This window comes from Kordia antarctica, assembly GCF_009901525.1.
GTDB lineage: Bacteria > Bacteroidota > Bacteroidia > Flavobacteriales > Flavobacteriaceae > Kordia > Kordia antarctica.
This window is the reverse complement of record NZ_CP019288.1, coordinates 65,960-92,690: the sequence shown is the minus strand read 5'-3', so window position 1 is coordinate 92,690 and position 26,731 is coordinate 65,960. Positions and strand designations below refer to the sequence as shown.

Sequence of the window (26,731 nt, the reverse complement as noted above, 5' to 3'; positions counted from 1 at the left end):
GTTATTTTTCAATTGGAATTTTGATAAAACTATCTGTAAACCATTTTACAACTAATGGTTTTTCTGCATCTTTTATAGTTTCTCGACTTACTTCTTTTCCTGTTCCGTAATTAATTTCCCATTCAAGGTTTTTATTGATATTCACAATCAAAATAAGTCTACTTCCTTTTTCCAATTTTTTACTTGTGAAATATGTGTCTTTAAATTTTAGTATAGTTTTTTCATTAGGTTTTAGTAATTCTCTGTGTTCTCTACTTTCAGAATAACTTGCTCTTTGTAAATGATTACTGAGATAAAAATACGTTCCATCAGCTTTTAATTCATATAAAAGTAGTGTATAATCCATATCTTTTTTATTGATTTTTACGGAAAGTTCTCCTGAAAAAGATCCACTCATAATTGTTTCTTTTTCCAATGGATCAGATATAAATGTCAGTCCATTGTTCGAATTTAAAAGTGTATCTGCAATTTTTAATGTGTCAAAAATTATAAAATCATGACTTTTTTTTCTGTCTGAAAAATCAATTTCTTGCTGAACGTAATTATTTGAAGCTTCTTCTGTAGTTTCAAGTTTATAATAATCGCCTTCTTTTTTGTTAGATAGATAATAAGTTTGATGTTTTACACTTACTTCGTTAAGTGAAGAAGTGTGCTTCCACGTGTTCGTTTCCATCACTTGGTAATTGATTTTATCTTTCAGCAATGTGGGTTTTTCTTTTCCTTTTAATATATAATCAAACCAATCATAAACCAATTCAGTAATACTAATTTGTGCAACTGAATCTATTTCATAATTTTTCAACAGTACTGCTGGATTTCCCGCCGCACCACTATGATCATAAGGTCCAATTACTAAATAATGTTCTGGGTTTTTGTGGTATGCATGATGTTCTTTAAAGTAGAACATTGCACCTAATTGGTCATCGTCAAAATAGCCAGTTGTCGTTAATATAGGAATATTTATATTCGAGAAATCTTCTTTATCAGCAACCATATTTTGCCAAAATTCATCTCGCGATGGATGATCTAACCAACGTTGAAATGTTTTATTTGGCCTTCCTTCAATACTGTCTAATGCACGAAACGATTTCCCTGAAGTAAACCAATTGCTGTGTGCTTTATCCCATTTTTCATCATTACCAAAATCTTCTCGGTCTATGAGTTTGGTGTTTTCAACCAAATGAATCCATCGTAACATATAGGACATAAAGACATTATTATACATTGGGTAATCTACACCAACTCCAACCGCTACTTGCGGAACAATTGTTTTTAACGCAGGATGAAGTTTTTTTGCTGCTGCCCATTGTGAAAATCCTAAATAACTTCCGCCAAACATACCAACTTTTCCATTACTCCATGGTTGTTTGCTAATCCAATCGATAACATTGTATGCATCTTTCCCATCATCTTCAAAAGGATGTAATTCATTTTCGCTAAACCATTTGCCACGTGTATTCGCAATCACAGACACATAACCTTTATTTGCAATAGATTTTGCTAATTCTATACTAAAATCACTCGCATAAATTGAAAACATTAGCAATGTAGGTTGTTTCCCTTTAACCGACCTTTTCCTCACAATTCTAATAGGAATTACGACATTTCCGTTAACAACACTAACACTGTCTTTAATTATATATTTATTCTCATCATATTCTTTAATCGATCTTGAAACTAAATTACTCGTTTCCTTGTGTAACTTAGCATTCATATAGGTTCTAAAAATCAAATATGCTTCATCTTCACTCTGCATATCCTTTTGATTTTTTATTAACTTTTCAAAATTTTCTGCTTCATCCATAATTGAAAAATTAAAAAAATAATCTAAGTGACCTGGTAATTCTACTTTAATGTTTTCTATATACTGTTTTAACTCTTGAACATAAGCTTCCTCAAAAGAAAGGCTATTATTTTCAGCTTTTAATTTAGCCTTTGCATAAACCAAATTTCGTTTTCCATAATATTCTTTATATGCTGGATACTTATCGTGATAGTACTTCTCTAATAATTCAATTACAGAAATTGCACTTTTATATTTTTTTTGAATAAGTTGAAATCTAATTACCTTCAGAAGACTATCATTTCTACTTTCCGATTTATAACTCTTTTGAAGTTCAATGGCTAAACTTTCCATTTTCTGTGCCAATTCAGCTTCAGTCTCAAATGTTATTTTTGGAAATTGTTTTTCTTGACTGTAGCTATTTGTAAAAAAGAAAACTAAAAAAATGATAATTAAAAATCTAAAGCTCATTTGTATTTTGTTTATTCAATCTACACAAAGAAACAGAAAAATTTCACAGTATTAAACCTTTCTAATCTTAAAACTGATAATAGTTTTTTACATTTGAAACATCAAATAAATTCAACTCATGAAACTCGTATTTGCAACCAACAACCAAAACAAAGTCAAGGAAGTTCAGTCGTTATTACCAAATCATATTACTATTTTAAGCCTAATAGATATTGGTTGCGAAGAAGATATTCCTGAAACGCAACCAACTATTGAAGGCAACGCAATTCAGAAAGCGCAATACGTAAAAAAGCATTATGGATATGATTGCTTTGCAGATGATACAGGTTTAGAAGTAAACGCATTAAATGGCGAACCAGGCGTTTTTTCGGCACGTTATGCAGGCGAACAGCGAAATTCGGACGATAATATGAACAAATTATTGAATGAGCTTCAAGATAAAAAAGATCGTTCTGCACATTTCAAAACGGTAGTTGCGTTGATTCTAAATGGCGAACAACATACATTTTCAGGCATTTGTAAAGGAACTATTATTAAAGAAAAAAAAGGCGAAAAAGGTTTTGGCTACGATCCTATATTTATGGCAAATGGATTTGAGGAAACATTTGCACAGATTTCTTTGGAAGAAAAAAATCGTGTCGGACATCGCGGAAAAGCGGTACAAAAATTGATTGACTTTTTGAATACTAAAAAATAATCAATTCGTATGAAATTTCGTTTTTTACTTTGTTTGATATCTTTCTCAATATTTTCTTGTTCTGAAACCGTCAAGAATACGTCTAAGGAAAAGGATTATTCCTATTTAAAATCTGAGAACAACAAAATAGCAACACAAGAAATTTTAGCTAAAAAAGCGATTGAATACGAGTTGAAAATTGAAAAAGTTGATTCACTTATTACATACAAAAGACTTGAAAATTATCATAAATTAAGATATGAAACACTTTTTAAAAAATACAAACCAACAAACATATTTGAAAGTAAACTTGTTCCGTTAGGTTCAGGCGAAATGTTTATTCAAAGTGCTTCCATAAAACATGAAAGATTCAGTTTTCCTGAAAAAAATAATTACCAAGGCTATATTGTTAAAAAACTAACTCAAAATTATAGAAATGTCTATGCTGAAGGTAATGGAGATATTAAAATATCTATTCAAATATTTCCCGTAAATCAAGAAGGCAAGGTCTCTGATATGCCACTATACAAGATTCAAGCATATGGAAATGAGATTGAAAGGCATATTAATGAAGGTTATTTTCTTTCTTCTCAATATGGTTGCTGCACAAGCACAAATACATATGAATTATTCGATTTACAAGGCAATTATATTTTATCATCAAATAATAGTATAAAGTCCATTGTTACAAATAACAAGACATATTATATTGGAATGATTCAAAGTGAATACACAGTTAGTCCTGTATTATTTATCAAAGATATTGCTGGTAATACTCAATATGTACAATTTTCGGGTACTGCTTTCGATGCTAAAGATCATTTTGAATACTATATAAAATATAAAGATCAACAATCGCCATACATTTCAAAATATACAGTCAAATTTTCTCAATACGAAGTAAACAAGTTAGACGATTTAGAACTTTGGCTACCAATTAATGAAAAAGATACACTTAAAATTCCATTTAAAAACGAAAAAGCATTCGGTATAGATTATCCACAACTAAAAGTAACACTTCAAAACAAAAAATAAGCAACTGATTTACAGCTAAATATGTTTAATTTTTCCTAAATTTAAATTTATTATGCTTACATAATAATATATAAAAATAAAACACTACCTTTGCGCCTTGAAATCCCAGAGCGGGATGAAGTTACGCAGCGTCAAGGTATTTAATAAGGTCGTGCGCTCCATGTAACTTCTCAACACAGCAAGAAGCTGTACGAACCTTATAAATTACATTATGACAAAATTTGAAGAATTAGGTCTTCAAGACTCGCTTTTGCGTGCAATTCAGGATATGGGCTTTGAAACGCCTAGTGAAGTACAAGAAAAAACAATTCCATTATTACTTAACGAAGACGTTGATGTTGTTGCATTAGCACAAACAGGAACTGGTAAAACAGCAGCTTTCGGTTTTCCGCTAATTCAGAAAATTGATGCGAACAGCAAAACTACACAAGGATTAATCCTTTCTCCAACGCGTGAATTGTGTTTACAAATCACCAACGAATTAAAAAACTATTCTAAATACGAAAACATCAATGTTGTTGCTATTTATGGTGGTGCAAGTATTACCGATCAAGCAAGACAAGTAAAAAGAGGTGCACAAATTGTGGTAGCAACTCCAGGTCGTATGCAAGATATGATTAACCGTCGCTTGGTTGATATTTCTAAAATAGAATACTGTATTCTTGATGAAGCAGATGAAATGTTGAACATGGGATTCTATGAAGACATTACAGCTATTTTATCGCATACGCCAGATGAAAAAAACACATGGTTATTCTCGGCTACAATGCCAAGAGAAGTGTCTGCAATTGCAAAGAAATTTATGCATTCGCCAAAAGAAATCACGGTTGGATCGCGTAACTCTGGTACAGATACCGTAAGTCACGAATTTTACGCAGTAAGCGGAAGAGATCGTTATTTAGCATTAAAACGTTTAGCAGATGCCAATCCAGATATATTTTCAGTAGTTTTCTGTAGAACGAAACGTGATACACAAGCTGTCGCTGAAAAATTAATTGAAGATGGTTACAACGCTGCGGCGATTCATGGTGACTTAAGCCAGAATCAACGTGATTTAGTGATGAAATCATTCCGATCTCGTCAAATACAAATGTTAGTTGCTACAGATGTTGCAGCGCGTGGTATTGATGTAGACGATATTACACACGTAATTAACTATCAACTTCCTGACGAAGTAGAAACCTATACACACCGAAGTGGTCGTACTGGTAGAGCTGGAAAATCAGGGGTTTCTATTGTAATTGTAACGAAAAGTGAAATGCGTAAAATCAAATCGATCGAGCGTAAAATTCAACAAAAATTTGAACAAAAAACAATTCCATCAGGAATGGAAATTTGTCAAATTCAATTGTTTCACTTAGCAAACAAAATTCACAATACGGAAGTAAATGACGAAGTAGAAAAGTTTTTACCTTCTATTAGTGAAATTTTTGAAGATACTTCTAAAGAAGAATTAATTAAAAGAATGGTTTCTGTTGAATTTAACAGATTCTATAATTACTACAAAAAATCAAAAGATCCGAATCAAATCACAAGTTCTGATACTGGATCAGACAATCACTATTCATCAAATGGTGGTGGAAATGCAAATAGTACACGTTATTTCATCAATGTTGGTGAAAAAGACGGATACGATTGGATGCGTCTAAAAGATTTCTTAAAAGAAACATTAGATTTAGGACGCGACGATGTGTACAAAGTGGATGTAAAAGAAAGTTTCTCTTTCTTCAATACAGATGTTGACAAAAAAGAGCGTGTTTTAGAACACTTTACAGACTTTAAAGTTGACGGACGTTTTGTAAATGTTGAAGAATCTACTACTGGCGGTGGCGGCGGTGGTGGAAACCGAAGACGCTCTAGTGGCGGTGGTGGCGGCGGAAACCGAAGACGTTCTGGCGGCGGAGATAGCGGCGGTGGCGATCGTAGAAGAAGAGATCGTTCATCATCATCTTCATCATCTGATGGTGGAAGAAGAAGAAGCAGCGGCGGAGATAGCGGCGGCGGATTCAGAGGAAGATCAAGAAGAAAATAACAGCAAATACTGTTAATATTAAGCAAAAAGTGCGCTACGGCGCACTTTTTTTAGTTTTGTTTAGTATTTTTATCCAGAAATTAGTCAATAAGACGATTTTATAAATTTGCTTACATGAAGAAAGTATATACTTTTCTAATTTTATTTTTAGCTATTACGACACTTGCTGCCCAAACTGATAAAAAAGTCTATGCAAAAGTTGTGAACGATGCAGACGATAAACCAATGCCAAATGTGCATGTAGTAAATTTGACAAATATAAAAGGTGTTATCACAAACGCTAAAGGAGAATTTGAACTCACCGCAAAAGCTGAAGATATATTATTCTTTTCTTTTTTAGGATTCAAATCGATCAAAGTTCGTGTTACGAATGACATGTTGAAATACAAAGGTTCATCTACGATTCGATTGACGGAATTAGCGTATGCGCTTGAAAAAGTTGTATTAACGCCGTATCAGCTCACAGGATATTTAGATATTGACGCCAAAAATGTTCCATATCGTCCAAATTACAGATACCGAATTGCGGGACTTTCCACAGGTTACGAAGCTGGAGAAAACGCACCAGGAGCAATTTCTACGGTTTTAGGAGCCATATTTAATCCGGCTGACTTCTTGCAGAAAACATTCGGCAAAAAGCCACAACAAATGCGCAAACTGCGTCAAATGAAGGAAGATGATGAAATCAGAAACTTATTAGCTTCAAAATTTGATCGTCAAATGGTGCGTGAGTTGCTTCAAGTAGAACGTGTAGATATTGACGAAATTCTTTCGTTATGTAACTATTCTAAAACGTTTATCACGAATGCGAACGATCTTCAAATCTTAGATGCAATCAATGATTGTTACGAAGAATATAAAGTTTTGAGTAGAGATAAGAAGAAGTAGTGTTTTTGGGTGTTAGGTATTAGGTATTAGGTATTAGGTATTAGGTATTAGGTATTAGGTATTAGGTATTAGGTATTAGGTATTAGGTATTAGGTAAAAAAATCTTTATAATTTAAAAGTTGTGTTTTTCACTGTTAATTTTCACTTTTAGTTTTTAACTTTTAACTTTTCACTTTCAACTTTCAACTTTTAACTCTTAACTCTTAATTTTTCACTTTCAACTTCAATCTTTTTCTAAAACAAATTCACACTTTTAATTAAAACTAATCAACACTCAATCGTTGTAGTAGTTATTTTTTAGTCGAATCTTAATTTCACGATATGAAAATAGCATTGTAACCTTTATATTGCAAGTGTTCAAAATTCAATTACACACAATTATGAAGCAATTATCGGTACTATTTATAGTCTCTCTATTTATTTTTTCTTGCGAAATAAAACCTTCAGAAGTTACCAAAACAACTACCGAAGCACAACCTTTTGTGTGGGAAGCTGCAAACGTATATTTTATGTTGACAGATCGCTTCTATAATGGAAACAAAGAAAATGATCTAAATTTTGATAGAACAAACGAACCTGCAAAACTCCGAGGTTTTATGGGCGGCGACATGGCAGGAATTACACAAAAAATAAAAGATGGCTATTTTGATGATTTAGGAATCAACGCAATTTGGTTTTCGCCTGTCTTAGAGCAAATTCACGATAGTACAAATGAAGGCACAGGAAACACATATGCGTTTCACGGATATTGGACAAAAGATTGGACAAATTTCGATGCAAATTTTGGAACAGCCGAAGATTTTAAGACATTAATTGAAACTGCTCACAAACACGGAATCCGAATTTTAATGGATGTTGTCATAAATCATACAGGTCCTGTAACGGAAAAAGATCCTGTTTGGGACACTAATTGGGTTCGTACTTCGCCTAACTGTTCGTATCAAAATTATGAAACTGCGGTGAGTTGTACGTTGGTAGAAAATCTTCCAGATATTTTGACAGAAAGTAACGAAGCTGTTGCATTGCCAGCACCTTTAATGGCAAAATGGAAAGCAGAAGGTCGTTATGAGCAAGAAGTAAAAGAGTTGGATGAATTTTTTGAAAAATCAGGTTTAGAAAGAAATCCAAAAAATTATATCATCAAATGGCTAACGGATTATGTGCGTGAATATGGCGTAGATGGTTTCCGAGTTGATACCGTAAAACATGTGGAAGAAAGTGCTTGGAATTCGTTAAATAATCAAGCTAAAATCGCTTTCGCTGAATGGAAAACTAACAATCCTGAAGCGGTTTTGGATGAAAATGACTTTTTTATGTTGGGCGAATTGTACGGTTACGGAATTGACTCGAAACGTTTCTATGATTTTGGCGATAAAAAAGTAGATTACTACGCAAATGGTTTTGATAATTTGATCAATTTTCAATTCAAATACGATGCAAAAAACGATTATGAAAGCATCTTCTCTAAATATGACGAAATTCTACATAATGACTTAAAAGGAAAAAGCGTGATGAATTATATTAGCTCGCATGACGACGGACAACCTTTTGATAAAGAGCGAAGTAAAACCTACGAATCTGCAACTAAACTACTTTTAACGCCAGGGATTTCACAAGTGTATTATGGCGATGAAACAAAACGTTCGCTGATTATTGAAGGAACAAATGGCGATGCAACCTTGCGTTCGTTTATGAATTGGGAAGATATCAACAATCCTGAAACTAAAGATTTATTATTACATTGGCAAAAGCTAGGAACATTCCGAAAAGCGCATCCTGCAATTGGCGCTGGAGTACATAAAATGTTGTCTAAAAGTCCATATGTATTCGCTAGAAACTACAAAAATGACAACGTTGTTATCGGATTGGATTTAGCGAAAGGAAGTAAAGAAATCAATGTTTCAGATCAGTTTAAAAATGGTGTAACTGTAATCGATCATTATTCTGGAAAAACGGCAAAAGTTGTGGGCGGAAAAGTTAGTATTGATTCTGAGTTTTCAATTGTGTTATTGCATCAATAATGAATTTAAAAAAACATAATATTCTATTTTTTATAGTTGTAAGTGTTGTTGCGATTGTATTATTCAAGACAACTGCAATGGATAAAATGACATATTTTGCTTTTGATTTTGGTCGTACATTTAATTACTTACATGGTAATTTAGCGTTGCTTCTTTATTTTTTCATTCTGAATATATTCTTGCACAAAAAACATTTTCTAAAAGCATTTTTATATACAATACTAACAATAGTAATTTCATCAATTTTGGCACTCTTTACTTTTGCCATTTTAATGAATATTTTACAATATGTAGATCAACAAAGAACACCTTTAGGTTGGCAATTTAATTACCAATGGTTTTCAATGATTTTTTTAAGTCTATATTTAATAATTTCTATCAATTGGATTTACAAGAAAATGAATCGTTAAATCTTAAATTACATTTATTAAAAAATTAGTATTTTTATTCCTCAAAAAAGAAGCAACCTATGAAATACGAAGCAACTTCCGTTGACGAATATATTGCACAACTTCCAGAAGATCGAAAAGAAGCAATCACCAAAATTAGAAGTGTTCTTACAGAAAATTTACCAGAAGGTTTCTCTGAACAAATAAATTATGATATGCCATCTTTTGTGGTTTCACATGCTATGTATCCTGGCGGTTATCACTGCGATCCGAAACTTCCTTTGCCTTTTATTAGTTTTGCTTCACAGAAGAATTTTGTAGCATTGTATCACATGGGAATTTACGCAAATCCTGAGTTACTGGAATGGTTTACAACTGAATATCCAAAGCATTGTAAACGCAAATTAGACATGGGAAAAAGCTGTGTTCGTTTCAAAAAAATGGACGATATTCCGTATGAATTAATTGCAGAATTAGCTCAAAAAATGTCACCAAATGATTGGATTGATTTGTATGATAAGAATGTTGCTAAGAAATAATTGAAAATATTGAATACTGAATTTATAAATTCTTGAATATTCGATAAATCGAATGTGCTACTGAACCTGTAAAATTTTAATCATTCGATAAATCGAAATGATCTACCAAATTAAAAACGTTCTTCTTTATACCGATTCACAATATCATCAATGCTTTTAATTGTTTTTTTGCACCAATCAAATCGTTTTTCTAAAATTTCTTCTTCTGTTAATTGCCAAGAAATGTCCGAATTTCGGAGTTTGTTGGTAACATGTTGAAGCGTTATTGCGGCGGAAACTGAAATATTCAAACTTTCAGTAAAACCAACCATCGGAATTTTTAAAAATTCATCGGCTTGCGCCAAAACTTCTTCGCTCAATCCTTCAGTTTCTTTTCCAAAAAAGAAAGCTGCTTTTTGTGTGACATCAAACTCGTGTAAATATTGAGAATCTTTGTGTGGCGTTGTGGCAATGATACGATATCCTTCGCTTTTTAACGTATCAATACATTTTTGTGTGTTTGTATACCGCTGAATATCAACCCATTTCTGTGCGCCCATCGCAATTTCTCTGTCCATTTTTTTGCCCAAACTCGCTTCAACTACATGTACATCTTGCACGCCAAAAACATCACAACTACGCAATACGGCACTTGTGTTGTGCAATTGATATACATCTTCCACAGCAACTGTAAAATGACGCGTACGTTCGGCTAATACTTTGGTGAACAAACCTCTTCTGCGTTCGGTGAGAAAACCTTCTAAATGTTCCAATAAATCTTTGTCAATCATGTTGCAAAACTATCATAAAAACTGTTGTAAGCAAAATAGGGAGCACATTTATAAAATCAACACTTTCTTTGACATCAATTTCAATGTAGAAATGGTATAATTTACTTATTTTAGTATTTCAAAAAAAAATGAAATGAAATATATCTTCACAATACTCCTAACCTATTGTTTCAGTAGTATGTATGCGCAAGATGCAATTCTCAATTATGCTGAAAATGATACTATTAATGACAACGCCGTTATTGATTTTGGAAAAAAACTTCAAGCCTCTTTTTACGAAAAGGAAACAACCTTTTTTCTAGATAATTTTGATAAAGATGGTTTTGCTTCAAAAATTGTATTGACCGACGAAGAAATTGCCAATAGTAAAGATTTGAAAGCATTCAACGGATCATTCAAAAAAGGCTTTTTTAGTAAATTCGATGCGTTTCCGACGAAAATTATTGAAAGCATGGAAAATGACAATTCGTATGATATTGTCAATTTTTATTATAGTGAAGATGAAAAAAAATATCATTTACTATTCCGCATGTTTTCTGATGAAGAAGGATTAAATTATCATGATTATCAGTTAAATTATGTCAACAATAAATTCCTCATAGAAGACCTTTATATTTATACAACAGGCGAATATTTGAGTGATACGTTGCGTCAATTATATCTTATGGCGATTCCAAAAAATTACATGGAAGACATCAACATGAGTAAAGAGCAAATTAGCAATATGGTCTTCATTTTTGGCTATAAAAATTTAGTAGCAAAGAAAGAATACAAAAAAGCACTTGATTTATTAAATAATTTAAAAGGCGATATTAGAAATCAAAAAATATTTTATATTCTAAAAATTCAAGTTGCTTCTGAGATTAATGAAGTCTATTATATGGAAGCGATTGATGAGTTATTAAAAAAATTTCCAGATGATCCTTCTACGCAATTAATGGCGGTAGATTATTATGTAATGTTGAAAGATTACAATGCAACAATGGGCGCATTGAATCAATTACAGGAAGTCACCGAAGATGATTTTGTGGAATATGTAAAAGGAAATATGGCATGGGAATTTGAAGATTATGAAGGTGCTGAAAAAGCCTACACATATATCATGAACGAATATCCTAACTATCAAATGGCAAAAATAAACCTGTTATATTTGTATGATTTTTTAGAGAAACATGAAGACAATATTTTATTACTCAATAAAATTATAAATAGTGAAGAATTTTCAAAACAAGAGTTGATCGATTTCATTGACGATAAAGAAAATGAATTTATAAACTTACCAAACGCTGCAATTTATACAAAATGGAAAGAAAAAAAATAGTTGTGCTCACAGGCGCAGGAATTAGTGCCGAAAGTGGTATTCAAACATTTCGTGATGCTGACGGTTTGTGGGAAGGACATGATGTTATGGAAGTTGCATCGCCTGGTGGTTTTGAGAGAAATCCGGCGTTGGTGTTAGATTTTTATAATCAACGTAGAAGAGAATTAAAAAATGTTGTTCCAAATGAAGGTCACAAAGCATTGGTTGCGCTTGAAAAAAAATACGATGTTACCATTATTACACAAAACGTAGACAATTTACATGAACGTGCAGGAAGCTCCAATATTATGCATTTACATGGCGAATTGTCAAAATCGAGAAGTACCAAAACGCCTTATAAAATTTATGATTGTTCCGATGATATTTCGTTGGGCGATTTGTGTGAAAATGGCGCGCAATTACGTCCGCACATTGTTTGGTTTGGCGAAGCTGTTCCTATGATTGAATCGGCTGTTGCCGAATGTACACAGGCAGAAATTTTGATTATTATTGGAACTTCAATGCAAGTGTATCCTGCTGCTAGTTTGATAGATTATGTTCCAGAAAATACTAAAATATATTTTATAGATCCAAAACCTTCGCTTCCACGAAATTCATATGAAAACTTAACGGTTATTGCTGAGAATGCTTCTGTTGGTGTTGCTAAGGTTGTACGTGAATTAATTTGAAGATTTTTCAATTTGAAGATTTGTCAATTTGAAAATTCGTCGATTTGAAAATTTGAAAATGACTTACTCATCTCGCTTTGCTTTATGCTATTTTGGGTTTTGGGTTTTGGGTTTTGGGTTTTGGGTTTTGGGTTTTGGGTCAAAAACAACATTTTCAAATTATGTAGCATCTCAACTTCGCTCGATGTGATATTTTCAAATTAAAGAATTAGTACTTTTCAAATTATGTTGTTTTGACCCCTGTAAAACAAGAGTATTCTTTTAAATTTCGTTAGTTAAATTATGCGGTTAATTTTTTCATTAAAATTAGGTGTTTATCTTGATTCCATTTTTCAATTGGGGTTATTTTTCCTAGTAATCCATGTAGCCTTTCATTATTATAAAACAGCACATATTGTTTAAGGATTTTTTCTATCTCTCCAAAGGTTCTATATTCAAATCTCTGAAAAACTTCTTTTTTCAAAATGCCATGATAAGCTTCTATATGAGCGTTCTCTTCTGGTGTTGCTATATGCGTAAATTCTTGACTTACACCTATAAGTTCTAAATACTCTCTTACATTTTTTGCAATAAACTGACTCCCGTTATCACTTCTAATAACAACATTATTTGGATATTGATAATTTAAAAACAATTCAGACAATAACGCTATCACTTGCGCTTGTTTAATTGAAAAAGCAAATAGATCTATTAATATTCTTCGCGTATGAACATCTATTATAGAAAGTAAATAAGCGTTTTTACCAGCACTTGGTATCCAAACTATCTTTATGTCCATCTCTAGGCAGTCAAAGGGTTTTACGGTTTTTACTTTCCTGAATTTAACAAACTTACGTCCAGAACCACTCCTATTAATACGATTTTTTAATTTCAATAGATTTGCTTGTTTTAGTATTCTATATAGTTTTTTATGGTTTATTGTATAGCCATCCCGATTCAAATAGCAAGTCATTAACCTGTAACCACAATCTATAAATGGATGACTTAGTATTTTCTTTACAGATTCAACCACAATATCTTGAGTGACAAATCCATTGTTATTATGATAGGTAAATTTACTTGGTTTATTACCTTTTTTTCCAAAACTTGGTTTACGATAGTAACTGCTATGAACAATACCAACCATATTAATTACCTTAGTTTTGCTAATCTTGTGCTTACTCAAAATAGCATCAACTAAATCTTTCTTGGATCGGATGTCCCAAACTTTTTTTTTAAGAGTTCTCGTTGAATTTCTAATTCAATTTCTTTATTACTCAATAGCTTACGGAGTATTCTATTTTCTTCTTCTGCATGCTTTAATTCCTTACTACGAGTATCATAAGTAACTTTTAAGCCAGCTTCTCCTTGGGTATCATGTTTCTTCTTCCAACTATAAAAAGTGCCAGTACTAACACTATATTTACGACAAGTCTCAACAATACCAAGTTCCTCAGAACAGGATAGTATTTCTAACTTTTCTTGTAAACTCCATTTCTTGTATTTCATCTCTCAAAGGTATTATTTGAAATTTAAAAGAACACTCCGAAATTATTTGGGGCTAAAGTATATGTATCATCTCGACTGCGCTCGATGTGACATTTTCAAATTAAAGAATTAGTATTTTTCAAATTATGTAGCATTTCAACTGCGCTCGATGTGACATTTTCAAATTAACACATTTTCAAATTCTCAAATTAGTATTTTTCAAATTATGTAGCATTTCAACTGCACTCGATGTGACATTTTCAAATTAACACATTTTCAAATTTTCAAATTAAAGAATTAGTGCTTTTCAAATTATGTATCATCTCAACTGCGCTCAATGTGACATTTTCAAATTAACACATCTTCAAATTTTCAAATTAGAGAACTTTCAAATTAAAAAATTATTGAGGAGCATCTTTTTTTAAAGCCATAACCGCTCTTGATGTTTTTACCCAATCTCTTATTTCTTCAATTTGTGTTTCGGTTAATTCTGCATCAGAATGTGTCCACAAATACGAATCTATTGGCATATGTCCTTTTTCAATTTCTTCAATGACTTCTTCTAATTTATGATCTTTTCGCTTCCAAGAATATGTACTCCATTCGGAGAAGTTTAGTTCTTCTTTTCCATGTTTTACATGATCGTTCATCCAATACGAAATTGGTTCAATGTTACTGTACCAAGGATATTCAGTATTGCTAGAATGACAATCAAAACAAGCAACTTTCAACGTAGCTTGCACAGAAGCTGACGGATTTGTCTCTGTTAGAAAAGGTTGCAAATCAGCAATATCGCCTTCATTTTTTTCGGGTCCAAAAAATTGTAAAATTACCAATACAATTAATGCTAAGACTGCTATCTTTTTAAGTATCTTCATCATGTTATTCTTATTTGGTCTAAAAATATAAAAAGTATGACATTTGAACAACTCTATTCGGAGCTAAATTATGTTAATCATTCTCGCGAAAAGCGAAAGTATTATGCAACGATAGTTTTAAACGATGCAACATTACTGCCAACATTACTAAAAGTTGTGTTTACCGTAGACGATAAAATTTCGGCAAGAGCCGCATGGTTATTTGAGTTTGTTGCCAGAGAAAATTTAGACGCAATTCTCCCACATTTAGACGTTTACACAGAAAAAATGCAAACTGTACATTTAGATCCTGCAGTTCGTCCGATAGCGAAAGTTGCCGAATATTTGATTGGCGCATACTACGATAAAACAGCAAATAAAACTCAAGAAAAATTAACCAAAAAACATCGTGAAAAAATTGCAGAAGTCTGTTTTGATTGGATGATGAGCGATCAAAAAGTAGCCGTAAAAGCATATTCAATGAGTTCGCTGTTTTTATTGGGAAACGAATTTGATTGGATTCACGAAGAATTACTCCTTATTTTAGAACGCGATTATCTATCGCAAAGTGCCGCATTCAAAGCGAGAGCAAGAGACCTTATAAAGCGAATTAAAAAAGCAAGATAATAAAGTGTAAAATTTTTATTTCAAGTATATTTGTGCGCTTAAACAACAACACAACTACAATGACGCTTACTACGCTTAATGCAATTTCCCCTATTGATGGACGCTATCGTACTAAAACTATCTCTTTAGCTAATTATTTTAGCGAAGAATCACTAATAAAATACCGTGTTTTAGTCGAAGTTGAATATTTTATTGCTTTGTGCAATCTGCCTTTACCACAATTGAAAGATTTTGATGCTTCTTTGTTTGATGATTTACGCAATATTTATGAAAATTTTTCTTCAGAAGATGCACAAGCCATCAAAGAGATTGAGAAAGTAACCAATCATGATGTAAAAGCGGTTGAATATTTTATTAAAGACCAATTTGAAAAATTAGATATTTCACATTATAAAGAGTTTATCCACTTCGGATTAACTTCTCAAGATATTAACAATACAGCAATTCCGCTTTCTATTAAAGAAGCTTTGAAAGATGTATATTTACCAGAATTGATGCGTGTTTTGGATAAATTAAAAACCTTAGCTAACGAATGGGCAATTATTCCAATGTTAGCCAGAACACACGGTCAGCCAGCATCTCCAACACGTTTAGGAAAAGAAATTGAAGTATTTACTACGCGTATTGAAGCGCAAGTAGCATCGATTGCTGGAATTCCACATGCTGCAAAATTTGGTGGCGCCACTGGAAATTTTAACGCGCACAAAGTTGCGTATCCTTCGGTTGATTGGAAAGCATTTGGAAACGATTTTGTGGAACGTATTTTAGGATTACACCATTCATTCCCAACTACACAAATAGAACATTACGATCATTTAGCAGGAATTTTTGACGGATTGAAACGTATCAACACAATTTTTATTGATTTGAATAGAGATTTCTGGACGTATATTTCTATGGATTATTTTAAACAAAGAATTAAAGAAGGCGAAGTTGGTTCATCTGCAATGCCACATAAAGTAAATCCTATTGATTTTGAGAATAGCGAAGGAAATTTAGGAATCGCAAATGCAATTTTTACTCATTTGTCTGCAAAGCTTCCAATTTCGCGTTTGCAGCGTGATTTAACAGACTCAACAGTGTTAAGAAACGTTGGTGTTCCGTTTGGTCATACAATCATAGGATTTCAGTCTACTTTAAAAGGATTGAATAAGTTATTATTGAATGCCGATAAGTTTGCAGAAGACTTAGAAAATAACTGGGCAGTTGTTGCAGAAGCGATTCAAACGATCTTAAGAAGAGAAAATTACCCAAATCCGTACGAAGCTTTGAAAGGTTTGACAAGAACTAATGAAAAAATCACAAAAGCGTCAATAGCGGATTTTATTGATACTTTAAACATTTCTGACACTATAAAATCTGAATTAAAAAGTATAAATCCAAATAATTATACAGGAATTTAATATTTCTTGTCAATTGGCATCTTTTTTTTGTTAATTTTGCAAAGCAAAAAACTAACAAATATAAATCCTTGTGGATATCAAGCTTACACATTCGAAAGTAGATCAAAGTTTGAACGCTACTCAAAATATTGGTCGATTACAAATTAAAAAAGTAATCTACAACAAAGCGTTTAAATCTTTTATTAAAGCCAATTATGGCTCTGGAATTCATTTCGGTAGTATGAACAATAACTTAGAAGAAATTCTCAAAAAGCTTTCGCTAGATGATGTAATGAGAGGAGTTGTGAAGTTGCCAATGATTGATGTTAATACGTTATCCGTTGTCAATGACGATCATAATGAGTTTGCTGACTTTGACTTGTATGATAGCTTTACCTGTACTTTTTTAGCAAAAGAAGGAATTAGTTCAGAAAAGTTTATGGAAGGAATTGAAACACTAAAGACAGAATTTTTAAATACGTACAATAAAAGTGCGCATTCAGAAATTACTGAAAAAGAACACGAAAACCGTTTGTATACAAAGAAAAGAGAAATTAAAGAGATTGCTGTTTCTATAATATTAGCAATTATTGCTTTAGTTTTAATATACTTGTTCTCTAACAGGTTATTTTAATTTCAAAATTATAATTTATAAAAGAGGATACATGTATAAAATTACATGTATCCTCTTTTTAGTTTGTTGGCATTAAAAATTTTGAAAGATCGCCAAGATTCATATCTCCTTCAGAAAGGTCGCGCTGTCCTGCAATTTTATACAATTCCATAAACTTATTCATAGTCATATCATTACCAATAATTCTTGCCACAGCAAAACCAGTTTCTTTGTTTGATAAGAAAATAATAATCTCATCAATAGAATCTTCTTCTCCAGAAAATTTAATAATTCCTTTGTTTCCTAGATTGATGAGTTCTTCATATTTTTTCTGTTGTAAGATTGTCTTAACCTTTTTGTTTTCGGCAATAAACTCTTCTTTTTTAGTCGGATCGTATTTATAGATTAATACATTGATACGATCAACAGCTTCAAAAGCAACTTGTTGTTCGGCAGTTAAGTTTAACTCCGCAGGTTTTATAATACTTTTAGGAATACTGCTCGACGAGAAACCTACTTTTTCTGCGCTATTTAATATATAGTTTTGCAAGCTATTCTTGTCTGAACAACTACTCATTCCGATGGAAATTAAAACTAGGACTAAAATTGATTGTATAGTTTTCATATGTTTTTTGATGAATGATGAATGATGAATTTTGGGTAGTATAAAAAAGTGCGTCAACAGCTAAAACTATTGACGCACTTGGAAAAATGTACTCTAATTAGTTCTTTTTCTTTCTCTTAGCATCTTTTAAATGTTCTCCACCTGGAATATCCATTTTACTTGTAAGCTTAGATATTTGCGTTAAATCGATATCTCCAGTTAATGAAACCACTACGGTATTGATACTTCTATCTTCCATTTTCACTTTATCTTCGATTCCGGTGATATACATCAATAACTCTTCTACACGTGTATCACTCTTTCCAGATTTCACATAAAACATCATACGTGAGCTTCCTTCTCGTACTTCCATTAATTCTTCTAAATTGTTCGAATGCTTTCCAACCCATTTTTGAAGATCTGCTGAAATTTTAACATTGCTTGTTGCAATAGTTTTAAAGCTTGTAATACTATTTACCATATTCAAAAACTCTTTTGCGTCTGGATCATCAGAATCTATGCCCATAGTAGCGAGCATTTTAAACATTTTTGGCTTAATAGAAACGTATGCTACTTCTTCATTATCAGCATATTTTTCAAAAATATCTTGTCCGAATGTAATGAATGGTATTACCATTAACATTACTAAAATTGCTATTTTTCTCATATCTTAATTGTTTTCTGTTATAAAAATTTTGTTTGTTGTTTCTGTAAATTGATTTAAATGATTGATTTGACTTGCTCCGCTATTAAAATTTTCAGAAACTAGTGTCATTGTTTCTTTGAACTGTGCATACGCTAAAAGTGCTTCATCTTTTTCTGAAGATGATGTTCTACCTAACTGTGTAATTGCAATTCCACTCATAAGAACAAATACGGCGGCAACAGAAATCCATTTTAAATAGTTTTTTCTAGGTTTTAATGGAACATTGCGTGTAAATCGTTCTTCTTTTAAATTAGCAAAGTGCTGAAACATTGACTGATACTCTTGCAAATGCGGCGCCACATTTTCTTGCGTGAAATACAGCTGTAACTCTTGTTCTTCTTGAACCGTTGTTGTTGCTTCGAAATACTTCTCTAATAATTTTTCTATGTTAACTAACTCCATAGTTGTGTTTTTTTGTGAGTTCTTCTCTTATGTACTTTCTTGCTCTTGATAATGCTACGCGTATTGCGGTTGGATTCATATTTACCACTTTTGCAATTTCTTCAAAATCATATTGCTCAATATCTCTGAGTTGAATAATGATTTTTTGCTGATCTGGTAATTGATTCATAATTTCATGAACAAAATTGACACTATCTTTTAATTCTAATTCTCGTTCTAACGATGTATTTTCATCTGTATAATTACTGTGAACTAACTTTAAATTGCTTGCTTGCTTTGATTTTAATTTGTCCAAACAGTAATTTTTAGTCATTGTCATTGCAAAAGCTTCTACATTAGTATACGTTTCAATCTTCGTTTTTTTCGACCATAATTTCAATAATACTTCTTGAGTTGCGTCTTCAGCTTCTTCACTGGAAACTAGCAACCGCTTTGCCAATCGGTACAATTTGTCTTTAAAAGGCAATATCATATGTAAAAAATCTGCCTGTTTCATAATGACAATACTTAATTTCGGTTGGTTATAAGGAAGACGAACGAGTTACGAATTTGTTACAAATACTTTTTATTTTACAATAATGTCGCTATTTTTAGTGTTTATAAAAGTAAACCCAAAGTAAGACACCGCTATGATAAAGAAAATTATGAATATAAAAAAATTGCTCTTCCTATTCGTTGCTGCTTCTGTAGTTACCATAAGTTGTACAGATCAAGATGATAATCTGTTTAGTGTATCATCTGATTTAGAAGTGCAAGACTTTGTTTGGAAAGGATTAAATCTATGGTATTTTTGGCAAGGTGAAGTAACCGATTTAGCCGATAGTAAGCTAGATAACAGTGAAAATTACATTTCTTTTTTAAACAGTTACCCAAATCCTGCCGATTTATTTGAACATTTACGTGATCCAGATGATCGTTTTAGTGTCATTGTAAGTGATTATGATATCTTACAAAATTCGCAGCAAGGAACTTCAGAATCAAATGGTGTTGACATTCGGTACATCTTTTTAAATAGTGGAAGCTCCGAAGTTATTGGATATGTGCGTTACATTGTACCAAACTCAGATGCAGACGGAAAAGATATTCGTCGTGGAGATATTGTATATGCTGTAAACGGAACAAGTTTATTCTATAATTCTGAAACAGATAACAATTTAGATTTATTAGATCCTACATCGTACACATTCAATTTAGCGGATTTAACTGTAACTAACGGCGTTCGTTCTTTTTCTCCTAACGGAAGAAACATCGATCTAACAAAAACAAACATTACAGAAAATCCTATTTTGGTAACTGCAACCATTGATGTCGGTCCAAAAAAAGTTGGATACATCATGTACAATCAATTTATTTCAGACTTTGATACACAATTAAATGCTGCTTTCGCAGATTTTCAAGGACAAGGCGTAACCGAATTAGTATTAGATTTTCGGTACAATCCAGGAGGATTCGTAAGTACAGCTATACGATTGGGAAGTATGGTTACAGGACAGTTTGATGGACAATTGTTTACAAAATTCCGTTACAATGATAAAATTCAGCCACAGCTAACGGACGAACAAGAAAATCGGTATTTCACCAATTCACTAAGTACTGGCGCGGCAATTAACAGCCTAAACTTAACCAAAGTATATGTGTTAACTACAGGAAGTTCAGCTTCTGCAAGCGAATTAATGATTAATTCATTAGAACCTTATATTGATGTAAGACAAATAGGAACAACGTCAAGAGGAAAAAATGAAGCTTCCGTTTCTTTATACGATTCGCCTTCTTGGACATTTGGCGATTCTCAATTGAATACAAATCACAAATGGGCAATGCAACCGTTAATTTCTCGCTTGGAAAATAGCGCAGGTTTTTCAGACTATACAGATGGATTGAATCCAGATATTGTACTTTCAGAAGATTTAACCAATTTAGGAGTTCTAGGAGATGAAAACGAACCTTTACTAGCAGCTGCTTTGGCAGATATCGCTGCGGCTGGAAGACCATTAAACTTCAACCAAACTAAAATAGTTCCTATTGAAGCAATTACAGATACAAAATTGCTCAGAATTACTGGAGATCGTATGTATATCGATTTAAAAGTTGGCGATAGCGACGACGGATTACAAAATCATAAATTGATTATGAACTAATATTATAATTTGTAACATCGATCTCAGTCGAGATATTTATAAAACACAAAAAACGCTTCTAAGAAATTAGAAGCGTTTTTTTTATGTTTGAACTTTATGTAATCTATCAAATAAGCATTATAGATTCAAAGAAAATCCAACGCGAACGTTTGTTCCTCTTGTAGTAAATCCTATAATTTCTGTATACTCTTCATTAAAGATATTTGAAACGGTTAAAAACCCACTTAAATGCTTGCTAAATTGATGATTCACATTTGCGCCAATCAAGTTGAAAGAATCCAAGGTTACATCTTGAAATGTTGAGAAATCTGTATCCAAACGATCTGATGTAAATTGGTATGACAAACCAGCATTTGTTTTTGACGTAAACGCATATGCAACATTTAAGTTTGCTTTGTGCTTAGGAATTCGCAATACCTTTACATCTTTTTTCTCAGTAAATGTATAATTTGCGTTCACAGTTAAATTTTCAATTGGCGTAGCCGTAACTTCAAATTCGAAACCATTTACGGTAAACTCATCAGAAATATTTTGATATTCGCCTGCAAACGTAGTAAAATCAGTCACTACATAATCAATGAAATTTTCTTCTTTTCTGTTGAAATAAACAGCGCTTAGACGTAAATTATCAGACAACTTCACTTCTACTCCACCTTCTAATGTTGTGTTTTCTTCTGGTGCTAAATCTGGATTTGCTCCAAAATTTCCAAATAATTGCGACAATGAAGGCGCAATAAATGATGTACTATATGAACCGAATACTTTTGCATATCCTTTTCCGAATGGCATTCTGTACGATGGATTCAAATTGTACGTAAAGTGACTTCCGTATTCGCTATGATTGTTCATTCGCGCGCCAGCGTTTACATTCAATCCAACTTCAGAAACATAGACAACATTTACATATGGATCTACAATTGAAGAAGATTTTTCTTCAATAAATTCAGTTTGATTGTCAATATAATTCAATCCAACAACAGTGTAAAACTTGTTATTGAAGTCGTATTTGTTGTAAATATCCAATGCAATTGTTTCACCTTCAAACGTAGATGGAAAATTTGATTTAAACTCACGATCAATTTTAGTATACGCCGCATTTAACGTTACACTACCATTTTTGTAGGTGTATTTTGGAGCGATTCCGAAACGAAATTGTTCGCTTTCACTTGTAAAATCAGCATCAGCTATTGGAAATGAATTATCATAATCACTTTTAAATTTATCTAAAGTTCCAAAAATACTTGCTTCAAAAGCATTAGAAAATTTATATCCAAGCTTCACATTTGTATTGATTCTTGAAAAACGATCGCTTTCTTTTCCAATAACAGCAGATAATCCGTCTGTATTTTGATGACCAAAACCAACAACATATGTCAATTTATCAGCAGTTCCATCAACTCGAACACTATTTGAAAAATCATTCACATTATAATCGGAATCGTCTTGTGATTGATTCGTTCCAAAAGAACTATTCACACGCAACGCAATCGAATCTTCCGAAGCTTTTTTAGTTGTAATACTGATAACTGCTGTTGCCGCGCCACTTCCGTAGAGCGTACTCGAAGCACCTTTTACAATTTCGATAGATTCAATTTGATCCAATGCTAACAAACGTAAATCGAAATCATTTGCAATAGAAGAAGGATCATTTACCTGAATTCCATCAATCAAAATTAATACTTGTCGGTTGTTTCCGCCACGCACAAAATAACTCAAGTTTTGTCCTGCGTTACTTCTACTTCCCAAAATTTCAATTCCACTTTTGGTATTGATAACTTCGGCAACTGTTTTTCCTTGATTCTTTGTAATTTCTTCGCTAGAAATCGTAATCACGGTTTTTCCAGAATTTTCACGTTTCAATGCATGTCGTGAATCTGAAATGACAACTTCATCCAATTGTTCTTTTTCGTCTTGCTGTTGTGCAAATACCGAAGTACACGCCAATAACAAAGCACTAACAGATAGTACTGTTTTTTTCATTTGTTTTCGTTTTATGGGAATAAAGTATGGGTTTCCATACGCAAACTCTTATCCCGAAAGTTTGACATTAATTGCGAAATGTGGCAGGTCTCCTGACTTGCAATTTGTTATATACCTTCCCGAATACTCAGTGGTCATGTAGTTATAACAACTCATTGTTGAAAATGAGGTACTGAAAAAATTTCCAGTACATGCTTACAGTTGCGGGAACAGTTCAAGAATGAAAGCGTGTTGCTTTTTCACTTGATTCCCTTTTAATTCGAGCATACTTAACGTAGGTTCGAAACCAAAATTCGGCGCAAAAATAAACATTCTTTAATATCTATCTACTAAAAGATGAAATAATATTACTTTTGAAGAAATTTAACTTAACCTATCATGCAACAATTCAAATCTATTTACTACCTATTTTTCCTTTTCTGTGTTTTTATTTTTTCGTGTAAAACGGAAAAGAAAGAAACTCCTCAGAACAAATTGCCAACTCCTGCTGTTACTGAAAAAACAACGAATGCAATTTCACATGCAAAGGGGTTTACGATTAAAAAACAAGGAAATATCACACTTATAAAAGTATTTTCACCTTGGCCAGATGCTGACAAAGATTTTACATATGCGTTAATTCCGAGAGAAAAAGCGGCTTCAATTGTGTTAGATCGTGACGCGTATGACGCAATTGTGTTGACGCCAGTTGAACGCATTGTAGTAACTTCTACAACGCACATTCCAATGTTGGAAATGCTTGGCGCAGAAAAAACGTTGGTTGGTTTTCCTGATACTAGTTATATTTCTTCTGAAAAAACACGCGCATTGATTGATGCTGGAAGCGTAAAAGATATTGGGCAAAACGATCAAATTAATATTGAATTATTGATTGATTTACAACCAGAACTTGTGATTGGTTTTTCTATCAATAATACTAATCCGACGTATAAAACGATTCAAAAAGCGAATATTCCTGTGGTTTATAATGGCGATTGGACAGAGAAAACACCTTTAGGAAGAGCTGAATGGATTCGATTTTTCGCACCATTTTTCCAAAAAGAAGCAAAAGCTATCGAAGTTTTTAACGCGATTGAAGAAAATTACAATGAAGCTAAAGAATTAGCGCAAAAAGCTACTACGAAACCAACTATTTTAAGTGGTGCAATGTATAAAGATATTTGGTATTTGCCTGCAGGCGAAAGTTTTCAAGCGCAGTTTTTGAAAGATGCAAATGCCGATTATATTTGGTCAACTTCTGAAGGAACGGGAAGTTTATCGTTAAGTTTAGAAAGTGTTTTAGACAAAGCAAGTGAAGCAGAAATTTGGATTGGTCCAAACCATTATAAAAGTTATAAAGAAATGGGAGAAGCAAGCAAACATTATGCACAATTTGCTCCTTTTAAAAATAAAAAAATATTTAGTGCGGCAAATACGCTTGGAGAAACTGGCGGAACCATCTATTATGAATTGGCACCAACACGACCAGATATTGTTCTAAAAGACATCATAAAAGCAATACATCCTGAAGTTTTACCAAACTATGAACCTTACTTTTTTAAACCTTTAAAATAATTTTTTGCCAACTCAAAAATCATATCGTCTCACGTTTATCATTCTCAGTATTGTATTGATTAGTTGTTTTCTGATTAATATTAGTTTGGGTTCAGTAGCGATTCCGTTGAAAGGAATTTTTGCAGCATTTACAGGTGGCGAAATTGACAAAGAAACGTGGCGAATTACCATTTTAGACATTCGATTTCCAAAAGCCATTGCAGCAGTTTTGGTCGGTTTTGGATTGTCGCTAAGCGGATTATTGATGCAAACATTATTCAGAAATCCACTTGCTGGACCTTTTGTCTTAGGATTGAGTTCTGGCGCAAGTTTAGGAGTTGCGTTGTTAATTATGGGCGCATCAGCTTTTGGTGGATTTTTCGGAACGTTATTATTATCAGATTACAGTTTGGTAATTGCGGCAAGTTTGGGAAGTTTTTTGGTGTTATTGACGGTAATTGCAGTTTCTTATCGCGTAAAAGATACGATGTCTATTCTTATTATCGGATTGATGTTTGGAAGCATAACTGGCGCAATTGTAAGCGTTTTGACCTATTTTAGTGATGCGGACGAATTGAAGCAATTTATGATGTGGACACTCGGTTCATTAGGAAATTTAGATTGGGAAGAACTGAGTATTCTTGGTAGTTTGATTGTTGCCGGAATTGGATTGAGTATTGTTTCTATAAAATCATTGAATGCCTTTCTTTTGGGCGAAAATTACGCACGTAGTTTAGGAATTAATATTAAAACTTCTCGGTATATAATTATTATTGCGACTAGCTTTATGGCAGGAAGTTGTACTGCTTTTGTAGGACCAATTGCTTTTATTGGTTTGGCAGTTCCGCATATAACTCGCTTGTTTTTTAACACGACAAATCATAAAATTTTAGTTCCAAGTGTTTGTTTAATTGGTGCAATTTTAATGCTAATTTGTGATAGTATTGCGCAAGTTCCGTTTAGTGAAATTACATTGCCAATTAACGCGATTACGTCAATAATTGGCGCGCCTGTTGTGATTTGGTTGTTAGTCAGAAAACGAAAGATGATTTTTTAATTAGACTCGCTTCGCTTTTGGACTCGTTCCCGCGTAGACGGGAATCTCTTGGAAACGGCTTCGCCTTTAGTACCGCTTCGCTTTTAGACTTCCAAGTTTGCTGACATTGAGCGGAGTCGAAGTGATCGCTACGCTCTTGGTATTTGAATTATTCACAATTCAGAAAAACTTATAAACTTTTAAACTTTTAACTCCTAACTAGATTTTGAGTTATTTAAAACTGTAGTCGTGAGTGATTTTGTATCTTTCCACTCAAATTAAAATCCTTGAAAATGAAAGCTTTTTTTGCTGTACTATTGATGTGTTTTGTATGTTTTTCTTGTTCGAAAGTGAAAGAGACAACAAAAAGTGCTATTAAAGAAGGTGGAAAAATCGTTGGTGAATCTGTTGGCGAATTTGGAAAAGGTTTGTCAGAAGGTGTTGAGAAATCGTTTAAAATAAATATCAGCGCAAGCGAAGAAATCACTAACAAAGGTGTTTCTTTTGGTAAGATTACATTGAGTAATTCCGTTGGCGGTTCAGATAATATTCTGAATGTGTATCTAATTTTTGATCAAGATTTTGATGAAACACTTTCACTTAAGGTGTTTGACAACGAAAATCTAGAAATGGGTAGAACTTCTACTTTTGTTTCTGCCAAAAAAGGAGAAGCTGATTTCTTTGAGTTTCAATTCAACAAAAAAACAAATATTGATAGCGATAGTATGATTTTTATGGAATGATTTTTATCTTCTAATTATTAATTAATTAGTTGCGTCGTAAAAAAAGCGAA

Annotated in this window: 26 protein-coding genes and 1 riboswitch; of the genes, 16 read left to right on the top strand and 10 right to left on the bottom strand. The window is 32.6% G+C overall.

Annotation, left to right across the window (positions count from 1 at the left end; all coding sequences use genetic code 11):
• Position 1 precedes the first annotated feature (1 nt).
• Complete coding sequence (locus IMCC3317_RS00425; RefSeq protein WP_160127536.1) at positions 2 to 2,254, bottom strand: CocE/NonD family hydrolase; 2,253 nt, start codon at positions 2,252 to 2,254, stop codon at positions 2 to 4.
• 118 nt (positions 2,255 to 2,372) lie between these two features.
• On the opposite strand from IMCC3317_RS00425, the gene IMCC3317_RS00420 reads away from it, so the two are divergent.
• From IMCC3317_RS00420 to IMCC3317_RS00390, 7 genes are all read left to right on the top strand, one after another.
• Positions 2,373 to 2,951: a non-canonical purine NTP diphosphatase gene (locus IMCC3317_RS00420; RefSeq protein WP_160127535.1), complete on the top strand. Its 579-nt coding sequence runs from the start codon at positions 2,373 to 2,375 to the stop codon at positions 2,949 to 2,951.
• Between the two features lie 9 nt (positions 2,952 to 2,960).
• Complete coding sequence (locus IMCC3317_RS00415; RefSeq protein ID WP_160127534.1) at positions 2,961 to 3,965, top strand: hypothetical protein; 1,005 nt, start codon at positions 2,961 to 2,963, stop codon at positions 3,963 to 3,965.
• Between the two features lie 211 nt (positions 3,966 to 4,176).
• Positions 4,177 to 5,997 (top strand): DEAD/DEAH box helicase, encoded by a 1,821-nt coding sequence (locus IMCC3317_RS00410; RefSeq protein WP_160127533.1) that lies wholly within the window; start codon positions 4,177 to 4,179, stop codon positions 5,995 to 5,997.
• A gap of 114 nt (positions 5,998 to 6,111) precedes the next feature.
• Positions 6,112 to 6,885, top strand: coding sequence for a carboxypeptidase-like regulatory domain-containing protein (locus IMCC3317_RS00405; RefSeq protein ID WP_160127532.1), 774 nt, complete (start codon positions 6,112 to 6,114; stop codon positions 6,883 to 6,885).
• 380 nt (positions 6,886 to 7,265) lie between these two features.
• Positions 7,266 to 8,906 carry an alpha-amylase family glycosyl hydrolase gene (locus IMCC3317_RS00400; RefSeq protein WP_160127531.1) on the top strand — a complete coding sequence of 547 codons (1,641 nt, stop codon included), beginning with the start codon at positions 7,266 to 7,268 and terminating at the stop codon, positions 8,904 to 8,906.
• A complete protein-coding gene (locus tag IMCC3317_RS00395; protein WP_160127530.1) occupies positions 8,906 to 9,316 on the top strand; it encodes a hypothetical protein in 411 nt (136 codons plus the stop codon). The genes IMCC3317_RS00400 and IMCC3317_RS00395 overlap by 1 nt, the downstream gene beginning before the upstream one ends.
• A 59-nt stretch (positions 9,317 to 9,375) precedes the next feature.
• Positions 9,376 to 9,834 (top strand): DUF1801 domain-containing protein, encoded by a 459-nt coding sequence (locus IMCC3317_RS00390; RefSeq protein WP_160127529.1) that lies wholly within the window; start codon positions 9,376 to 9,378, stop codon positions 9,832 to 9,834.
• A gap of 110 nt (positions 9,835 to 9,944) precedes the next feature.
• On the opposite strand, the gene IMCC3317_RS00385 is transcribed toward IMCC3317_RS00390, so the two are convergent.
• Entirely contained in the window at positions 9,945 to 10,604 is a 660-nt protein-coding gene (locus tag IMCC3317_RS00385; protein ID WP_160127528.1) for a TrmH family RNA methyltransferase, read from the bottom strand.
• Positions 10,605 to 10,737: 133 nt separating this feature from the next.
• Between IMCC3317_RS00385 and IMCC3317_RS00380 the strand changes: the two genes are divergently transcribed.
• Positions 10,738 to 11,925 carry a tetratricopeptide repeat protein gene (locus IMCC3317_RS00380; RefSeq protein ID WP_160127527.1) on the top strand — a complete coding sequence of 396 codons (1,188 nt, stop codon included), beginning with the start codon at positions 10,738 to 10,740 and terminating at the stop codon, positions 11,923 to 11,925.
• The gene (locus tag IMCC3317_RS00375; protein ID WP_160127526.1) at positions 11,907 to 12,593 is read left to right on the top strand and encodes an SIR2 family NAD-dependent protein deacylase; all 687 of its coding nucleotides are present in this window, start codon (positions 11,907 to 11,909) and stop codon (positions 12,591 to 12,593) included. Before IMCC3317_RS00380 ends, IMCC3317_RS00375 begins: the two co-directional genes overlap by 19 nt.
• A gap of 280 nt (positions 12,594 to 12,873) precedes the next feature.
• Here the strand turns inward: IMCC3317_RS00375 and IMCC3317_RS00370 are convergent, their stop codons facing one another.
• From IMCC3317_RS00370 to IMCC3317_RS00360, 3 genes are all read right to left on the bottom strand, one after another.
• On the bottom strand, positions 12,874 to 13,758 hold the full coding sequence (locus tag IMCC3317_RS00370) for an IS3 family transposase (protein ID WP_262887060.1): 885 nt from the start codon (positions 13,756 to 13,758) through the stop codon (positions 12,874 to 12,876).
• A gap of 11 nt (positions 13,759 to 13,769) precedes the next feature.
• Positions 13,770 to 14,081: a transposase gene (locus IMCC3317_RS00365; RefSeq protein WP_160127525.1), complete on the bottom strand. Its 312-nt coding sequence runs from the start codon at positions 14,079 to 14,081 to the stop codon at positions 13,770 to 13,772.
• 380 nt (positions 14,082 to 14,461) lie between these two features.
• Entirely contained in the window at positions 14,462 to 14,941 is a 480-nt protein-coding gene (locus IMCC3317_RS00360; protein ID WP_317172563.1) for a heme-binding domain-containing protein, read from the bottom strand.
• Between the two features lie 33 nt (positions 14,942 to 14,974).
• On the opposite strand from IMCC3317_RS00360, the gene IMCC3317_RS00355 reads away from it, so the two are divergent.
• The 3 genes from IMCC3317_RS00355 (at position 14,975) to IMCC3317_RS00345 (ending at position 17,560) form a co-directional block, all read left to right on the top strand.
• The gene (locus IMCC3317_RS00355) at positions 14,975 to 15,544 is read left to right on the top strand and encodes an adenylosuccinate lyase (RefSeq protein WP_160127524.1); all 570 of its coding nucleotides are present in this window, start codon (positions 14,975 to 14,977) and stop codon (positions 15,542 to 15,544) included.
• Between the two features lie 59 nt (positions 15,545 to 15,603).
• Entirely contained in the window at positions 15,604 to 16,947 is a 1,344-nt protein-coding gene (gene purB, locus IMCC3317_RS00350; protein WP_160127523.1) for an adenylosuccinate lyase, read from the top strand.
• 70 nt (positions 16,948 to 17,017) lie between these two features.
• Positions 17,018 to 17,560 carry a hypothetical protein gene (locus IMCC3317_RS00345; RefSeq protein WP_160127522.1) on the top strand — a complete coding sequence of 181 codons (543 nt, stop codon included), beginning with the start codon at positions 17,018 to 17,020 and terminating at the stop codon, positions 17,558 to 17,560.
• 58 nt (positions 17,561 to 17,618) lie between these two features.
• On the opposite strand, the gene IMCC3317_RS00340 is transcribed toward IMCC3317_RS00345, so the two are convergent.
• From IMCC3317_RS00340 to IMCC3317_RS00325, 4 genes are all read right to left on the bottom strand, one after another.
• Positions 17,619 to 18,164, bottom strand: a complete 546-nt coding sequence (locus IMCC3317_RS00340) for a DUF4252 domain-containing protein (RefSeq protein ID WP_160127521.1) — start codon at positions 18,162 to 18,164, stop codon at positions 17,619 to 17,621.
• A gap of 97 nt (positions 18,165 to 18,261) precedes the next feature.
• The gene (locus IMCC3317_RS00335) at positions 18,262 to 18,810 is read right to left on the bottom strand and encodes a DUF4252 domain-containing protein (RefSeq protein WP_160127520.1); all 549 of its coding nucleotides are present in this window, start codon (positions 18,808 to 18,810) and stop codon (positions 18,262 to 18,264) included.
• 3 nt (positions 18,811 to 18,813) lie between these two features.
• Positions 18,814 to 19,251, bottom strand: coding sequence for a hypothetical protein (locus IMCC3317_RS00330; protein ID WP_160127519.1), 438 nt, complete (start codon positions 19,249 to 19,251; stop codon positions 18,814 to 18,816).
• Positions 19,238 to 19,747, bottom strand: a complete 510-nt coding sequence (locus IMCC3317_RS00325) for an RNA polymerase sigma factor (protein WP_160127518.1) — start codon at positions 19,745 to 19,747, stop codon at positions 19,238 to 19,240. Before IMCC3317_RS00325 ends, IMCC3317_RS00330 begins: the two co-directional genes overlap by 14 nt.
• Positions 19,748 to 19,895: 148 nt before the next feature.
• Here IMCC3317_RS00325 and IMCC3317_RS00320 point away from each other — a divergent pair, with 148 nt between their 5' ends.
• Positions 19,896 to 21,389 (top strand): S41 family peptidase, encoded by a 1,494-nt coding sequence (locus IMCC3317_RS00320; protein ID WP_160127517.1) that lies wholly within the window; start codon positions 19,896 to 19,898, stop codon positions 21,387 to 21,389.
• A 117-nt stretch (positions 21,390 to 21,506) separates the two neighbouring features.
• Here IMCC3317_RS00320 and IMCC3317_RS00315 read toward each other — a convergent pair whose 3' ends face one another.
• A complete protein-coding gene (locus IMCC3317_RS00315; RefSeq protein WP_160127516.1) occupies positions 21,507 to 23,369 on the bottom strand; it encodes a TonB-dependent receptor plug domain-containing protein in 1,863 nt (620 codons plus the stop codon).
• 65 nt (positions 23,370 to 23,434) lie between these two features.
• Positions 23,435 to 23,675, bottom strand: a riboswitch (cobalamin riboswitch).
• Positions 23,676 to 23,747: 72 nt separating this feature from the next.
• Between IMCC3317_RS00315 and IMCC3317_RS00310 the strand changes: the two genes are divergently transcribed.
• The 3 genes from IMCC3317_RS00310 (at position 23,748) to IMCC3317_RS00300 (ending at position 26,681) form a co-directional block, all read left to right on the top strand.
• On the top strand, positions 23,748 to 24,923 hold the full coding sequence (locus IMCC3317_RS00310; RefSeq protein WP_160127515.1) for an ABC transporter substrate-binding protein: 1,176 nt from the start codon (positions 23,748 to 23,750) through the stop codon (positions 24,921 to 24,923).
• Between the two features lie 4 nt (positions 24,924 to 24,927).
• Positions 24,928 to 25,959: a FecCD family ABC transporter permease gene (locus IMCC3317_RS00305; protein ID WP_160127514.1), complete on the top strand. Its 1,032-nt coding sequence runs from the start codon at positions 24,928 to 24,930 to the stop codon at positions 25,957 to 25,959.
• A gap of 272 nt (positions 25,960 to 26,231) precedes the next feature.
• Positions 26,232 to 26,681 (top strand): hypothetical protein, encoded by a 450-nt coding sequence (locus IMCC3317_RS00300; protein WP_160127513.1) that lies wholly within the window; start codon positions 26,232 to 26,234, stop codon positions 26,679 to 26,681.
• Positions 26,682 to 26,731: the final 50 nt, after the last annotated feature.

What these genes read in the sequence shown, in the direction of transcription:
- IMCC3317_RS00425 (WP_160127536.1), bottom strand. Translation starts at nt 2,254, where the DNA reads ATGAGCTTTAGATTTTTAATTATCATTTTTTTAGTTTTCTTTTTTACA.
- IMCC3317_RS00420 (WP_160127535.1), top strand. Translation starts at nt 2,373, where the DNA reads ATGAAACTCGTATTTGCAACCAACAACCAAAACAAAGTCAAGGAAGTT.
- IMCC3317_RS00415 (WP_160127534.1), top strand. Translation starts at nt 2,961, where the DNA reads ATGAAATTTCGTTTTTTACTTTGTTTGATATCTTTCTCAATATTTTCT.
- IMCC3317_RS00410 (WP_160127533.1), top strand. Translation starts at nt 4,177, where the DNA reads ATGACAAAATTTGAAGAATTAGGTCTTCAAGACTCGCTTTTGCGTGCA.
- IMCC3317_RS00405 (WP_160127532.1), top strand. Translation starts at nt 6,112, where the DNA reads ATGAAGAAAGTATATACTTTTCTAATTTTATTTTTAGCTATTACGACA.
- IMCC3317_RS00400 (WP_160127531.1), top strand. Translation starts at nt 7,266, where the DNA reads ATGAAGCAATTATCGGTACTATTTATAGTCTCTCTATTTATTTTTTCT.
- IMCC3317_RS00395 (WP_160127530.1), top strand. Translation starts at nt 8,906, where the DNA reads ATGAATTTAAAAAAACATAATATTCTATTTTTTATAGTTGTAAGTGTT.
- IMCC3317_RS00390 (WP_160127529.1), top strand. Translation starts at nt 9,376, where the DNA reads ATGAAATACGAAGCAACTTCCGTTGACGAATATATTGCACAACTTCCA.
- IMCC3317_RS00385 (WP_160127528.1), bottom strand. Translation starts at nt 10,604, where the DNA reads ATGATTGACAAAGATTTATTGGAACATTTAGAAGGTTTTCTCACCGAA.
- IMCC3317_RS00380 (WP_160127527.1), top strand. Translation starts at nt 10,738, where the DNA reads ATGAAATATATCTTCACAATACTCCTAACCTATTGTTTCAGTAGTATG.
- IMCC3317_RS00375 (WP_160127526.1), top strand. Translation starts at nt 11,907, where the DNA reads ATGGAAAGAAAAAAAATAGTTGTGCTCACAGGCGCAGGAATTAGTGCC.
- IMCC3317_RS00365 (WP_160127525.1), bottom strand. Translation starts at nt 14,081, where the DNA reads ATGAAATACAAGAAATGGAGTTTACAAGAAAAGTTAGAAATACTATCC.
- IMCC3317_RS00360 (WP_317172563.1), bottom strand. Translation starts at nt 14,941, where the DNA reads ATGATGAAGATACTTAAAAAGATAGCAGTCTTAGCATTAATTGTATTG.
- IMCC3317_RS00355 (WP_160127524.1), top strand. Translation starts at nt 14,975, where the DNA reads ATGACATTTGAACAACTCTATTCGGAGCTAAATTATGTTAATCATTCT.
- purB (WP_160127523.1), top strand. Translation starts at nt 15,604, where the DNA reads ATGACGCTTACTACGCTTAATGCAATTTCCCCTATTGATGGACGCTAT.
- IMCC3317_RS00340 (WP_160127521.1), bottom strand. Translation starts at nt 18,164, where the DNA reads ATGAAAACTATACAATCAATTTTAGTCCTAGTTTTAATTTCCATCGGA.
- IMCC3317_RS00335 (WP_160127520.1), bottom strand. Translation starts at nt 18,810, where the DNA reads ATGAGAAAAATAGCAATTTTAGTAATGTTAATGGTAATACCATTCATT.
- IMCC3317_RS00330 (WP_160127519.1), bottom strand. Translation starts at nt 19,251, where the DNA reads ATGGAGTTAGTTAACATAGAAAAATTATTAGAGAAGTATTTCGAAGCA.
- IMCC3317_RS00325 (WP_160127518.1), bottom strand. Translation starts at nt 19,747, where the DNA reads ATGAAACAGGCAGATTTTTTACATATGATATTGCCTTTTAAAGACAAA.
- IMCC3317_RS00320 (WP_160127517.1), top strand. Translation starts at nt 19,896, where the DNA reads ATGAATATAAAAAAATTGCTCTTCCTATTCGTTGCTGCTTCTGTAGTT.
- IMCC3317_RS00315 (WP_160127516.1), bottom strand. Translation starts at nt 23,369, where the DNA reads ATGAAAAAAACAGTACTATCTGTTAGTGCTTTGTTATTGGCGTGTACT.
- IMCC3317_RS00310 (WP_160127515.1), top strand. Translation starts at nt 23,748, where the DNA reads ATGCAACAATTCAAATCTATTTACTACCTATTTTTCCTTTTCTGTGTT.
- IMCC3317_RS00300 (WP_160127513.1), top strand. Translation starts at nt 26,232, where the DNA reads ATGAAAGCTTTTTTTGCTGTACTATTGATGTGTTTTGTATGTTTTTCT.